At 75.8% G+C, this 13,405-nt stretch carries 12 protein-coding genes; 7 read left to right on the plus strand and 5 right to left on the minus strand.

Going from position 1 to position 13,405, the window contains the following annotated elements; genetic code table 11:
• Nucleotides 1–8 precede the first annotated feature (8 nt).
• From ACQEUR_RS13290 to mtrA, 4 genes are all read right to left on the minus strand, one after another.
• The gene (locus tag ACQEUR_RS13290; protein ID WP_433030031.1) at nucleotides 9–791 is read right to left on the minus strand and encodes a ComF family protein; all 783 of its coding nucleotides are present in this window, start codon (nucleotides 789–791) and stop codon (nucleotides 9–11) included.
• Nucleotides 788–2,587, minus strand: a complete 1,800-nt coding sequence (locus ACQEUR_RS13295) for an LpqB family beta-propeller domain-containing protein (RefSeq protein ID WP_433029967.1) — start codon at nucleotides 2,585–2,587, stop codon at nucleotides 788–790. The genes ACQEUR_RS13290 and ACQEUR_RS13295 overlap by 4 nt, the downstream gene beginning before the upstream one ends.
• Entirely contained in the window at nucleotides 2,584–4,509 is a 1,926-nt protein-coding gene (gene mtrB, locus ACQEUR_RS13300; protein WP_433030033.1) for an MtrAB system histidine kinase MtrB, read from the minus strand. The genes ACQEUR_RS13295 and mtrB overlap by 4 nt, the downstream gene beginning before the upstream one ends.
• 75 nt (nucleotides 4,510–4,584) lie before the next feature.
• Complete coding sequence (gene mtrA, locus ACQEUR_RS13305; RefSeq protein WP_101369873.1) at nucleotides 4,585–5,274, minus strand: MtrAB system response regulator MtrA; 690 nt, start codon at nucleotides 5,272–5,274, stop codon at nucleotides 4,585–4,587.
• Between the two features lie 566 nt (nucleotides 5,275–5,840).
• On the opposite strand from mtrA, the gene ACQEUR_RS13310 reads away from it, so the two are divergent.
• The 5 genes from ACQEUR_RS13310 (at nucleotide 5,841) to ACQEUR_RS13330 (ending at nucleotide 11,176) form a co-directional block, all read left to right on the plus strand.
• Nucleotides 5,841–6,788 (plus strand): hypothetical protein, encoded by a 948-nt coding sequence (locus ACQEUR_RS13310; RefSeq protein WP_433029969.1) that lies wholly within the window; start codon nucleotides 5,841–5,843, stop codon nucleotides 6,786–6,788.
• Nucleotides 6,785–7,375 carry a DUF4129 domain-containing protein gene (locus tag ACQEUR_RS13315; protein WP_433029971.1) on the plus strand — a complete coding sequence of 197 codons (591 nt, stop codon included), beginning with the start codon at nucleotides 6,785–6,787 and terminating at the stop codon, nucleotides 7,373–7,375. Before ACQEUR_RS13310 ends, ACQEUR_RS13315 begins: the two co-directional genes overlap by 4 nt.
• A complete protein-coding gene (locus tag ACQEUR_RS13320; protein WP_433029973.1) occupies nucleotides 7,372–8,832 on the plus strand; it encodes a DUF4350 domain-containing protein in 1,461 nt (486 codons plus the stop codon). The genes ACQEUR_RS13315 and ACQEUR_RS13320 overlap by 4 nt, the downstream gene beginning before the upstream one ends.
• 107 nt (nucleotides 8,833–8,939) lie before the next feature.
• Nucleotides 8,940–9,869, plus strand: a complete 930-nt coding sequence (locus ACQEUR_RS13325; RefSeq protein ID WP_433030035.1) for an AAA family ATPase — start codon at nucleotides 8,940–8,942, stop codon at nucleotides 9,867–9,869.
• Entirely contained in the window at nucleotides 9,866–11,176 is a 1,311-nt protein-coding gene (locus ACQEUR_RS13330; protein WP_433029975.1) for a DUF58 domain-containing protein, read from the plus strand. The genes ACQEUR_RS13325 and ACQEUR_RS13330 overlap by 4 nt, the downstream gene beginning before the upstream one ends.
• Here the strand turns inward: ACQEUR_RS13330 and ACQEUR_RS13335 are convergent.
• Nucleotides 11,167–12,171: a stage II sporulation protein M gene (locus ACQEUR_RS13335; RefSeq protein ID WP_433029977.1), complete on the minus strand. Its 1,005-nt coding sequence runs from the start codon at nucleotides 12,169–12,171 to the stop codon at nucleotides 11,167–11,169. The two genes, ACQEUR_RS13330 and ACQEUR_RS13335, sit on opposite strands and share 10 nt — an antisense overlap.
• Before the next feature lie 35 nt (nucleotides 12,172–12,206).
• On the opposite strand from ACQEUR_RS13335, the gene ACQEUR_RS13340 reads away from it, so the two are divergent.
• Nucleotides 12,207–13,232 carry an RDD family protein gene (locus ACQEUR_RS13340; RefSeq protein WP_433029978.1) on the plus strand — a complete coding sequence of 342 codons (1,026 nt, stop codon included), beginning with the start codon at nucleotides 12,207–12,209 and terminating at the stop codon, nucleotides 13,230–13,232.
• Nucleotides 13,229–13,393 (plus strand): hypothetical protein, encoded by a 165-nt coding sequence (locus tag ACQEUR_RS13345; RefSeq protein WP_433029980.1) that lies wholly within the window; start codon nucleotides 13,229–13,231, stop codon nucleotides 13,391–13,393. The genes ACQEUR_RS13340 and ACQEUR_RS13345 overlap by 4 nt, the downstream gene beginning before the upstream one ends.
• Nucleotides 13,394–13,405: the final 12 nt, after the last annotated feature.

Here is a 13,405-nt window from a genome sequence, read left to right on the forward strand (position 1 = left end):
CGAACCGGCTACGTCCTGATTCCGTCGGGGAAGGACACTCCATTGCGGTCCGACCCGCCGACCCGGTCACCCGAACGGCGTACGGTCGCGGCCAGCACCGCCGCGGCCCGCACCCCGATGCCCGCACCGGCGAGCAACCGGGCCACGGCCGTCAACGTGACCCCGGTCGTCACGATGTCGTCCAGCACCACGACCGTACGGCCGGCCGCCAGCCGGCGGACCGCGGCCAGCCGCCGCCCCCGTGGCCGGAACGCCCCGGCCGCCGCCGCGGCCCGGCCGGCGCTGTCCAACGTCGCCGAATCGGGCCGGGGCAGCGCCCGCAACGGCGACGCCACCGCGACCGGCCAGCCGGACCCGTGCAGCCGGACGGCGGCGTGCCGGGCCAATCGGCGGAGGTGGTCACCGTGCCGCGCCCGGACGGCCCGCGCGGTGGCCGGCACCGGCACCAGCAACACCGGCCGCCGCCCGCCGGCCGCCTCGGCCACCACCTCGGCGAGAAGCATGCCCAGCGGCCTGGCCAGGGAGTGCCGACCCCGTTCCTTGTACGACAGCAGCATCTCCCGCAACACACCCTGGTACGCCCCCAGCGCCACGCATTCCGGCAGCCCCGGCGGTGCCGGGGTGGGGCGGGCCGGCGCGGGGCGCAGCGCCCGCAGCGCTGCGGCGCAGTTCTCGCAGGCGCCCTGTCGCAGCGGCAGCCGGGTACCGCGACAACCGGCACACTCGGCGGGCAGCACCAGGTCGGCCAGCTCCGCCCAGATGTCCGCCAACACCAGGGTCCCCCGGCTCAGTAGAGGAAGAAGGGGGCCACGGGACTACCGGCCGGCAGGGTCCCGGAACCGGGCGAGACCTGATCCCGGCTGATCGACGCCCCGGCGGCGTACGCCACCTGGTTCGCCTCGTAGAGCGGGTTGCGCAACGGGGCCTGCGAGACCGGGTTGTTGGGGTAGGCGGCCAGGTGGGTGACCGGGGCGCCGATGTCGCTCACCTCCGGCGACTCGCGGACCCCGTCGACCCCGAGCCGCACGATGGCCGCCCGGCCCATCGCGTTCGTCCCGGCCACCGCGAGCATGTTCTCCCCCAGCCAGTCCACCTGGGTCAGCCCGGTCAGCGAGGTCGCCAGCTGGCGTACCGGGCCCACGCTCATCCCGCCGCCGTCCGTGCGTACGGTCGCGACGTGGAGCCGGCCGCCGGCGATGAAGGCGATCCGCTGGCCGTCCAGCGCCGCCCCCACCGAGCTGACCCGGGCCGGGACCCCCCGGATCCTCTCCAGCCTCGGGTTGTCGGCGGTGAACCGGTACAGCTCGTTGCCGGAGACGACCAGCCCGGTCGGCTCCCCCGGGTCCGGGCCCTTCAACCACACCGGCCGGCCCATCGAACTGACCGGCTGACCGGTCTGGAACTGGCTCACGGTGGTGTGTCCGGCCCCGACCCGCAGCCGCAGGTGGTCGCCGTCCCTGACCACCAACGCCGCCGAGATCTCCGCTTCCCTGCGGTTGAGCCCCGCGGAGACGATGTCGCGGTTGGCCGCGGCGGCGACCGGCGGCGGCTGCCCCGCGGAGTCCACCAGCGGGTAGATCCCCCCACCGAGCACCGCGAAGCGCTCCGGCGCGCTCAACCGGTAGACCGGATTGGCCCGGCGGTAGTCGGTGACGGACTCGGTCTTGCGGATCTGATTCTGGATCTTCAACTCCAGCTCGTCGCGGAGCAGGATGTTCTGCTGGAGCGACCAGGCGATCTGGGTGAAGAGCTGGCTGAGGTCCCGCTCGCTGTCGAGCGCGCCGGCCTTGACCGAGAGGTTGACCTCCAGCCGGCCGCCGTCCTTCGGCGCCGGTACGTTGCCCGGCATCCCGGTGCCGTCGGGCAACCGGAGCACGGTGGGCGCCAGCCAGTCCGCCGGACCACCGATCAGCCAGCCGAGCACCTCGGTGGCGCGCCGTTCCACCGGCACCGTCATCGGCAGATAACGCAGGTCGGGCACCAGGGCGGTACGGGCGGTGTTCCAGAAGTAGACGGTGGTTTCCTCGTAGTAGCCCAGCAGGGCGTCGGTGGTCATCAGCACCACCGGCGGCGGGTCGAGGACGTACAGGCCGGCGTCGGAGCCCGGATCGGTCGGCGCCGGGCCCACCGTGAAGGTGTAGCTGGACCCGGTCGCGACCGGCTCCTCCACCGAACCGTTCGCCCGCAGGACGCCGACCTGCTCCACCCCGGCCAGGGTCACCGAGTAGGTGCCGTCCTTGTTCAGGGCGATCTCGGGCTCCTCGGCCCGGACGATGTTGATCGCCAGCTCGTCGGCCGGCGCCACGTTGAACTGCCGGTCGGCGACGATGTACTCGTTGACCCGCTTGTACGCCTCGCTCGCCTCGCCCGCGGCCGCGGTCAGGAAGTTGCGGACGAAGGCCCGCTCGTCACTGCCGCTCGCCGTCCGGCCCGGCGGCGGCTGGCGGGTACCGCCGGCGGGCACCGTGTCGGCCACCGGCCCCCGGCCGTCGATCTGCACGTCGGTCTGCTCCGGGATGCCGCATGCCACCAGCCCGACCAGCAGTGCCGCCGCGCCGCTGACCAGGGTGAGCGGAAGTCGTCTCACCGCGCCACCTCGCTCCGCTCGGGACCTGTCCCGTCGTGTGCCGCGTCGCCGCCGGCCCTGTCCTCGTGCGCCGCATCGCCGCCGGCTGTACCCCCGAGCGCCGCCCCGGTGTCCGCGCGGTCGTCGTGCACGTCCGGACCGGCCGGGTCACTGCCCGCCCCGGATGTCCCGGCCCGGCTCCGGGCGGCCGGCACCGGCGGGGCGGCGCCGGGCAGCGCGCCGGCCGGGGCGGTGTCGTCGGCGCGGTCGGGCGGGGCGGGGGCCGCCGCGATCACCGGGGCGGTCAGCGCGCCGGGGCCGGGCGCGGCCAGCACGCCGGGAGCGGGTGCGGCCAGCGCCTCGGTGGCCGACGCGGCGATGTCGGCCGGCACCAGGCGCAACGGCGACGACGTCAGCCGGTCGCCGGCCCGGGCCGGCAGGGTGAGCCGGAACTGGGCGCCCCGACCCGTCGCACCCCACGCCTCCAGCCACCCACCGTGCAACCGGGCGTCCTCCAGGCTGATCGACAGGCCGAGCCCGGTGCCCCCGGTCTGCCGGGCCCGCGACGGATCCGCGCGCCAGAACCGGTTGAACACCAGCTTCTCCTCGCCGGGTTTCAGACCCACCCCGTGGTCGCGCACGGTGACCGCGACCGCGGTCTCGTCCATCCCGAGGACGACCTCCACCGGGCGCCCGGCGCCGTGCTCGACGGCGTTGCCGACCAGGTTGCGCAGGATCCGCTCGACCCGCCGCGGATCGACCTCGGCGATCACCGGGGCGTCCGGCACCTCCACCCGCAGTGGGGCACCACAGCGGTTGGCCAGCCGCTCCAGCCGGTCGGTCACCCGGCGTACCACCGGCACCAGGTCGGTGGGCTCGGCGTCCAGCATGGCGAACCCGGCGTCGAACCGGCTGATCTCCAGCAGGTCGGTGAGCAGGTCCTCGAACCGGTCCAGCTCGGCGTGCAGCAGCTCGGCGGTACGGGTCACCGCGGGGTCGAAGCTGTCCCGCTCCGCGTAGATGAGGTCGGCCGCCATCCGTACGGTGGTCAGCGGGGTACGCAGCTCGTGCGAGACGTCCGAGGTGAACCGCCGCTGGAGCCGGGACATCTCCTCCAGCCGTACGATCTGCCGTTGCAGGTTGGTGGCCATCTGGTTGAACGACGCGGCGAGCAACGCCAGGTCGTCCTCGCCGTTGACCACCATCCGCTGGTCGAGCAGGCCGGCCGAGAGGCGCTGGGCGGTGCGGGCGGCGACCCGGACCGGGTTCACCACCAGCCGGGTGACCAGGCCGGAGAGCAGCCCGAGGAGGACGACCAGCGCGAAACCGGTGGCGAGGACGGTCGCGCGCGAGGCGGTGGCGATCGACTCCCAGCGGGTCAGCGGGACGAAGTAGTAGAGCTCGACCTGACCGAACCCGGTGGGCACGGGTGAGCCGTAGACCAGGTACTTCGCCGACTCCCCGTCGAACAGCTCGCCGGTGCGGATCTGGTGCGCGACGTCGCCGCCCTCCACCGCCCTGCGCAGCGGCTCACCGAGCATCCCGCCGACGTCCGCCTCCGGTGGCGAGGTCGCCGGAGAGACCCGGTCGCCGGCCCGCAGCGCCACCACCACCCCGCCGAGCTGCGCCGGATCACCGCCGGCCAGGTAGCTGACGGTGCTCTCGAAGGTGGCCTTGAGCCCCTGCTCCGAGACGTTGGTGTGGTTGCTGAGCTGCGCCGAGGCGTACTCCTGGCCCTCCTTGAGCCGTCCCGAGACGTCGTTGGTCGCGTTGTCCAGCACGATTTTGGTGATGTTGTCCGCGATCAGGTACGCGAAGCCGCCGACCAGCAGGCTCGACGCGACCAGGGTGATCGTCACGACGCGCACCTGGAGCGACCGCCGCCAGGTGCGGTGCAGGGCGGCGCCACCGGCCGCCGCCCGCGCCGAGGCGGTACGCCGCAGCCGCCGCCCGGCGGAGCCGGCGCGGGCGAGCTGGGCGTGTAGCGAGGTCACGGTGCGGGTCACAGTGAACCCAGGCTATCCGGTGCCCGCCTTGTAACCGACTCCCCGCACGGTCAGGATGACCTCCGGTCGCTCGGGGTCCGGCTCGATCTTGGCCCGCAGCCGCTGTACGTGCACGTTCACCAGCCGGGTGTCGGCGGCGTGCCGGTAACCCCAGACCTGTTCGAGCAGCACCTCCCGGGTGAAGACCTGGCGCGGCTTGCGGGCCAGCGCCACCAGCAGGTCGAACTCCAGGGGGGTCAGCTTGACCTCCTCGCCGTCCCGGCTGACGGTGTGCGCCGGCACGTCGATGTTGATCTGGTTGCCCGGCGGGCCGATGGTCAACAGCTCCGGGGCGGCGTCCTCGCCCCGGCGCAGCCGGGCCCGCATCCGGGCCACCAGCTCCTTGGGCTTGAACGGCTTCACCACGTAGTCGTCGGCGCCGGACTCCAGCCCGAGCACGACGTCCACGGTGTCGCTCTTGGCGGTCAGCATGACGATCGGGATGCCCGACTCGGAGCGGATCGCCCGGGCCACGTCGATGCCGCTCATGCCGGGCAGCATGAGGTCGAGCAGGACGATGTCGGGCCGGTTCTCACGGAACGCCGCCAGCGCCCGCTCCCCGTCGGCGACGAAGGAGGGCAGGAATCCCTCACTGCGCAGCACGATGCCGAGCATCTCGGCAAGCGCGGGGTCGTCGTCGACCACCAGTACCCGGGCTCTCATGGCACCAATATTCCACTCTCTATCCACAACCGCGGCCCTCGCGCCTCTCGATGGAGCCGGCCGGTTCGGCCCGCTCGGCGGACGGGCGGCGCCGTTGCGGCCGATCCGCCCAGGTCACGGAGCGCAGAAGCATACCCCGACCGGACCTGCGGAGCCAGACGCGAGGCGTCGGGGCCGCGCCGGGCCGTCGCCGGGCCCCGGATGATCGTCGCGGCCGGCGATCATTCGGGTACCCGGAGCGACCGTTCGGGGCGGCCGGGCCCGCCGACCGGTCCGGCGATCCGGCCGGCCCGTCCGGGACCCGGGGCCGGGCGGGCCGATCGGGCGGCCGGGCGGGCCCACCCGTCGGCCGGTCGGACCCGACGGCGGATCCCGGCGCGCGGGCGGTCCGGTACGGCACCGCCGGCGCATCGCCGCACCGGGACAGCGGCGCGCGGGTCAACCCCGGCGGAATCGGCGTGCCACCATGACTCCTGCGGCGCGGCGTACCGCGCCCCCGCCACCTACGCAACCGCGCCCGTCCGGAGCCTCCGGCCGCCAGGAGCCTCCACCCACCAGGAGTACGTTTGCCCGACGCCGGCCCCACCGCCGTACTGCCGCTGCGTCCGTTGACCGTCGGCGAACTGCTCGACTCGGCGGTCCTGCTCTTCCGGGGGCACGTCCGGGTGCTGGTACCGGTCGCCCTGGTGCTGGCCGTGGGCGAGCAGTTCGTGCTCCATCCGCTGCGTCTGGCCGCCGCCACCGAGCCACCCGCCCACCTGCCGCACCTGCACCAGCTCCCGCCGTACTGGCTGTTGCTGGCGGTGGGGGCGGCGACCGAGGGGGTGGCGATCGCGCTGCTCGGCAACCTGACCGGCCGGGCCGCCACCGGGGTGGTGCTCGGCCGGGCGGCGCCGGCCGGACGGCTGCTCCGCCCGGGCGGCGCCCGGTTCGGCGCGACCCTGGCGGCCGCGGTGATCGCCGGCGCCGTCATGTTCGTCGCGGCCCTGGCCGGGCCGGCCTGGCTGCTCGGGTTCGCCCTGCTGGGCCCCCTGGTGCCGACGATCGTGGTGGACCGGCTCGGGCCCCTGCCCGCGCTGCGCCGGGCGGCGGCGCTGGCCGCCCGCTCGGCCGCCCGCTCCGGCGGCATCCGGCTGCTCGGCTACCTCGTCTGGTGGATCCTCCGACTCGGGCTGGCGCTGGGGGTGGTCAACGGACTCGACGAGCTCGACCTGCTGCCGTCCGGCTGGCTGCTGCCGATGAGCGCCGCCGCCTGGGTCGCGGTCAACAGCGTCGCGTACCCGGCGCTCGCCTGCCTGGACGCCGTCCTGCACCTGGAGACCCGGATCCGTACGGAGGGGCTGGACATCGCCCTGGCGCAGGCCCGACGCACCGGCCGACACCTCGGCGAGCTGCCCCATCCCATCCCGTGGCCGCCCGACCCGGCGGCGCCCACGCCGGCACCGTCCCACCCGGCGGCCCTCGACCCGGCGGCCCTCGACCCGGCGGCCCTCGACCCGGCGGTGCGCCGGTGAGCGTCAGCCGGTGGTGGACCGAGACCACGGCGGCGGTCGGTGACGTCCTGCCCCTGCCACTGGTCGGTCTCCTGCTGCTGCTCGCCACCGCGCTCGTCGCGCTCGGCTGGTACCACTTTCCGGCCTGGGTACCCCGGCGCCTGCCGCGCTGGCCCACCCGGCGCCGACGCGGGCGCGCGACGCCACCGCGCCGGTCCGCCCCCGCCGTACCGTCTCCCCGTCCGGCCCCCGAGCTGCCACCGGTCCCGGCGCTCGTCGCCCTCGCGGACCGGCTGGCCGGCGAGGGGCGGTACGCCGAGTCGGTCCGGGAGCGGTTGCGCGGGATGGTCCGGGAACTCGTCGACCGCCGGGTACTGGAGCAGCGCCCGGGGATGACCGTCGCCGAACTCGCCTCGGCGGCGGCCCGCACCCGCCCGGAGGTGGCGCCACCGCTCTCCGCCGCCGGCGGGATCTTCTCGGAACTCTGGTACGGGCAGCGGCCGGCCCGGGCCGAACACGACGACCGGATGCGCGAGCACGCCGCCGAACTGCACCGGACCCTCACCGCCCGGAGCCGTCCGACCGACGACGGACGGGGGCCGGCATGACCACACCCACGGCCCCGCGGGCGGCGCCCGCCAGACGACGGCGGTGGCACCGGATCGCCCTCCCGGTCGCCGTGGCGGCCCTGCTGCTGACGGTCACCTGGATCACCCACGCCGTCGACCAGCCCGACCCGGACGAGTCCGGCTTCCTCTCCCCGGTGCACGACGGCGACGACGGCGGGAGTCGGCTCGCGGCCGAGCTGCGGGCCCGGGGAGTCGCCGTACAGCGGGTGACCAGCAGCGGGGAGGCCCTGCGCGCGGCGGGCGACCGGGGCGGACTGACCCTGTTCGTACCGGCGCCCGGGCTGGTCCACCCCTGGTACCTGCCGTTGCTCGCCGAGCCGGCCGACTCGGGCCGGCTGGTGCTGGTCGACCCGCCGCGCCGGGTCCTCGGCACCGCGGGCCTGCCGTTCACCACCGCCGACCGCCGCTGGGCCGCCCGCGCCGTCGGGACCGACGCCGACGGCCGGCCCTGCCCACTGCCCGAGGTACGCCAGGCGGGCGTGGCCGCCGCGCTCCGGCAGCGGTACACCGCCCCGGCCGCCGGGCGGGCGACCGCCGACCGCTGCTACGAGGGCGGGCTGACCAGGACCCGATGGCGCGGCGCCGAACTGGTGGCGGTCGGCGCCAGCGACCCGTTCCGCAACGACCGCATCGACGAGCAGAACAACGCCGCCCTCGCCGTCGGCCTGCTGGCCACCCGTACCCGGGTCGTCTGGCTCGACCTGCGCGGGCCCGAGCCGCCGCCACCGGCCTATCCGGAGAGCCCCCCGGACACCGAACCCGGGTCGGGTCTGCCGGACTCCGGGGAACCCGCCGACGCCGGACCCGAGGACGGTTCCGCGGACGGGCCCGGCCCCGCCGCACCGGGCGGACCGGACGACCGGCGGGCCTCGCCGCCCGATCCCCCGAACCCGCTCTGGGGTGCCTTCCCGCCCTGGTTCTGGGCCCTGCTGGTGCAGCTCGCGCTGGCCCTGCTCCTGGTGGTGCTCTGGCGGGCCCGTCGGCTCGGGCCACCGGTGCCCGAGCCCCTGCCGGTGACGGTCCGGTCCGCCGAGACCACCCTCGGCCGGGCCCGGCTCTACCGGCGGGCCCGAGCCCGGGGGCCGGCCGCGGGGATCCTGCGGGCGGCGGCGTTGCACCGGATCCTGCCCCCGCTCAACCGGGGCGTCCAGACGCCGGGGACCGAGGTGGCGGCCGCGCTGGCGGCGCGGACCGGCCGGGACGCGGCCCAGGTGCACGACCTGCTGTACGGCCCGGCGCCGACCAGCGACCGCGACCTGCTCGACCTGGCCCGCGCCCTCGACGGGCTGACCCGGGCCCTCGGCGGCGACCGGCCCGAGCCGCCCCGCCACGGGCCCCCTCCGCACGGGCCACCCGTCCACGAGCCCTCTCCGCCCGAGCCATCCCGCCACGAGCACCCCCACCACGACCGCTCCCCCGAAGGAGAATCCCGGTGACCCGATCCGCCGGCCCCTCGTACGCCGACTCGCCGTATCCCGGCCCCGCCCGGTCGGAGCCGGCGCCCGCCGGGCCGTCGGACGACGGGGACCGGGCCCGGGCGGCCCTGCACCGGCTGCGCGCCGAGGTCGCCAAGGCGGTCGTCGGACAGGAGGCGATCGTCACCGGGCTGGTGATCGCCCTGCTCTGCCGCGGGCACGTGCTGCTCGAAGGCGTACCCGGAGTGGCGAAGACCCTGCTGGTCCGGGCCCTCGCCGCCGCGCTCGACCTGGAGTCCAAGCGGTTGCAGTTCACCCCGGACCTGATGCCCGGCGACGTGACCGGTTCGCTCATCTTCGACCCGCGCACCGCCGCCTTCACCTTCCGGGAGGGCCCGGTCTTCACCAACCTGCTGCTGGCCGACGAGATCAACCGGACACCGCCGAAGACCCAGTCGGCGCTGCTGGAGGTGATGGAGGAGCGGCAGGTCTCGGTGGAGGGGAGCCGGCGGGCGCTGCCGGAGGTGTTCATCGTCGCCGCCACCCAGAACCCGGTGGAGTTCGAGGGCACGTACCCGCTGCCGGAGGCGCAACTGGACCGGTTCCTGCTCAACCTGACCGTGCCGCTGCCGAGCCGGGAGGAGGAACTCGGGGTGCTCCGCGCCCACCACGCCGGCTTCGACCCGCGGGAGCTGGCCGCCGCCGGCATCCGGCCGGTCGCCGGCCCCGCCGACCTGGAGCTGGCCCGTACGGCGGTCGGCCGGGTCGGGGTCGCCGAGCCCCTCTTCGAGTACGTCGTGGACCTCTGCCGGGCGACCCGGCGGGCACCCGCCCTGGAGCTGGGTGCCTCGCCCCGGGGCGCGATCGCCCTGCTCGGCACCGCCAAGGCGTGGGCCTGGCTGGCCGGCCGGGACCACATCGTCCCGGATGACGTCAAGGCGGTGGCCCGGCCGACGCTGCGGCACCGGCTGCGGCTGCGGCCGGAGGCGGAGCTGGAGGGGGTCACCACGGCGGCGGTGCTGGACGCGGTGCTGGACACCGTGCCGACCCCGCGATGACCTGGCGGGCGGCGCTCCTGCTCGGGCTGGGTGGGCTGACCCTGCCGCTCTGGCCGGCGCCGTGGTGGGGCGTGCTGGTGATGACCGGTGCGGTGCTGGCCCTGGCGGTGCTGGACCGGGCGCTCGCCGTCCCGCCGCAGGCGGTCCACCTGGCGAGGGACGGCGACCGGACCGTCCGGCTCGGCGAGACCGCCACCGTCGCGGTGCAGCTGCACAACACCTCCGGCCGTACGCTGCGCGCCCTGGTCCGGGACGCCTGGGTCCCGTCGGCCGGCGCCCGGGCGGCCTTCCCCGGCGCGCCGAGGGTCCGGGTGGACCCCGGTGGGCGGACGGTGCTGCCCAGCCGGCTCACGCCGACCCGGCGCGGTGACCGGGCGGCGGTGGCGGTGACCCTGCGCTCGTTCGGCCCGCTGGGGCTGGCCTTCCGGCAGCGGGCCCGGCAGCCGCCGACGCCACCGTGGACCCTGCGGGTGCTGCCCCGGTTCGAGTCCCGCCGCCACCTGCCGGAGAAGATCGCCCGGCTGCGCGTACTCGACGGCGCGGCGGTGAGTCGCGGCCGTGGCCAGGGCACCGAGTTCGACACTCTGCGGGAGTACGTCGTCGGCGACGATGTCCGCTCCGTCGACTGGCGGGCCAGCGCGCGCCGGGCCGACGTACTGGTCCGCACCTGGCGACCGGAGCGGGACCGGCGGCTGGTCTGCGTCCTGGACACCGGGCGCACCTCGGCGGTGCGGGTCGGCGACGAGCCACGACTCGATGCCGCGATCGACGCCGCGCTGCTGCTGACGGCGCTGGCCGCCCGCGCCGGGGACCGGGTCGACCTGATCGCCGTGGACAGCGCGGTCCGGGTCGCGGTGACCGGGAACAGCCAGTCCCGGCTGCTCGCCCGGATGGTGGACGCGCTGGCCCCGCTGCAACCGTCGCTGGTGGAGACCGACTTCGAGCTGCTGGTCGGCGAGGTGCTGCGCCGCGAGCGCCGGCGCGCGCTGGTGGTGCTCTTCACCGCCCTCGAACCGGGCGCGGTCGCGGAGGGGCTGCTCCCGGTCCTGCCCAGCCTGGCCACCCGGCACCGGGTGGTGGTGGCCACGCCGCACGACCCGGTGCTGACCGACCTGACCAACCGGTCACCCGTCAGCCCCGAGGAGGCGTACGCCTCGGCCGCGGCGTGGCGGGCGCTCGCCGACCGGGACCGGGTCCGGGCGGCGCTGCACCGGCACGGCGTGGTCGTGGTGGACGCCCCCGCCGACCGGCTGGCCCCGATGGTGAGCGACGCCTACCTGCGACTCAAGGCGCTCGGTCAGCTCTGACCGGCCGGTGGCGGCGACGCCGGGGTCTCACCGGAGGGCTCCGTGGCTCCGGACCGGGCCGGCCGGGCCCGCCGGCCGCAGACCAGCACGTAGCCGAGGAAGCCGAGCCAGGCGAGCAGCCCGACGCCGACCCGGGCCGCCGTGGGCACCTCGGCCGGGGTCACGAACGCCTCGATGAGTCCGGCGACCGCGAACACCCCGACCAGCCCGAGCGCGACCAGGATGCCGGTCTGCCCCGCCTCGGCCACCGCCTGGCCCCGGGTCAGCCGGGCCGGCGGCGCGATCCAGGCCCAGCCGATCCGCAGACCGACGCCGGCGGCCACGAAGATCCCGGTCAGCTCCAGCAGGCCGTGCGGTGTGATCATGCTGAAGAAGAGCCCGGCCCGGTCGTACGAGAAGAGCACCCCGCCGATCACGCCCAGGTTGAGGGCGTTCTGCCAGAGCAGGTAGAAGACCGGCACGATCAGGATGCCGGAGGCGAGGCAGCGGGCCGCCACCCAGGCATTGTTGGTCCAGAGCTGGAAGGCGAAGCTCGGCGCGTCGTGCTCGGTGTAGTAGCCGGCGAAACCGGAGTCAACCAGCTCGGCGGCGGCCTCCTCGCCGATGAACGCGGCGGCGCTCTCCGGATGCCCGGCGATCCACCAGATGAAGAAGCCGGCGACCGCGCCGAACCCGACGGCGACCGCGCACCACCAGGGCCAGGCCCGGTAGACCGCCAGCGGGAAGGTGGTGCCGAAGAACCGGCCGACGGCCCGCCAGGAGAAGCCGGGGCGGCCGGTGAGCCGGCCCTGTGCGGTCAACACCAGCCGGGACAGCCGGGCCGCCAGTGCCGGGTCGGGCGAGCGGCTGCGTACCACCGAGAGGTGGGTGGCGGTCCGTTGGTAGAGGGCGACCAGTTCGTCCGCCTCGTCGGCACCGAGCCGGCGGTGCTGGCACAACTGGTCCAGCCGGCGCCACTCGCGCTCGTGCTCCGCCACGTACGCGTCGAGATCCACGGCCCTCCCCCGCTGTCGCGACCATAGTGTTCACTGTGCTGGTGACGGCGCAACCACCGAGGTCGACGCCCGCGCCACGCCGGCCCGTACCGGCCGGCCCGGGTTCGGATGCCGGCCTGGTCAGCGGCGAGGCGGTCGAGCTGGACGTCCGGGTCGCCCGGCTCGGTTCCCGGGTGCTGGCGCTGCTGGTCGACGTGCTGGTGCAGGTCGGCATCGCCATCGTGCTGGTGATCCTCGGCGGGATCGTGACCACCGCCCTGGCGTTGGCGGGACGGCTGGACCGGGCGGTCACCACCGGGTTGCAGACCGTCGCGGTGGTCCTGCTGCTGGTCGGCTACCCGGTGCTGTGCGAGACGCTCAACCACGGCCGTACGGTCGGCAAGCTGGCCGTGGGACTGCGGGTGATCCGCGACGACGGCGGGCCGGTCGGTTTCCGGCAGGCGCTGACCCGCACCCTGGTCGGCGTGACGGTGGAGTGGCCCGGTCTGGTGCTGCCGCTGCTCGCCTGGGTGGCCGGCGTGACCACGATGCTGACCGATCCGCGCGGGCGGCGGCTCGGCGACCTGGCGGCCGGCACGATGGTGGTGCACGACCGGAGCCCCTCCGGCTTCCACCGGACGGTGCCGACGATGTTGCCGGCGCTGGCGGGCTGGGCCCGGACGCTGGACCTCACCCGGTTGGACGACGGCCTCGCGCTCGGGGTACGCCAGTTCGTCGACCGGTACCCGTCGCTGACCGGTGCCACCCGCGACCGGCTGGCCCGCACGCTCTGGGCCGAGGTCGCGGCCGCGACGTCGCCGCCACCGCCGCCCGGGCTGCCCGAGTGGACCTACCTGGGCGCGGTGCTCGCCGAACGGCACGCCCGGGCCACCCGGCGGCTGGTCCGGAACCGCTCGGTGACCGCCACGCTCTGGCCGGAACTCGCGACCGCCGCCTCCGCGCCGCGACCCGGGACCGCCGCGCACCTCGGGGCGCCCGCCCACGGGCCGGGACCGGCGACGCCCGCCCACGGGCCGGACCCGTGGGCCGCACTGTCGCCGGCGGAGGGTCGGGTCCGGTGAAGGCCTTCCTGCCCTGGCTCACGGTGCTGGCCGTGGTCATCGCGTTGAACGCGCTGCGGCTGCGACCGCTCGCCACCGCGGTCGCGGTGGCCTGGCTCTGCTACTGCGTCTGGACCTGGGTGCGACCGCGCCGCGCCGGGCGGGGCGACGGGCAGCGCTGAGCGGGGCGGACC

This window comes from Plantactinospora sp. CA-290183 (genome assembly GCF_050936375.1).
Lineage (GTDB): Bacteria > Actinomycetota > Actinomycetes > Mycobacteriales > Micromonosporaceae > Plantactinospora.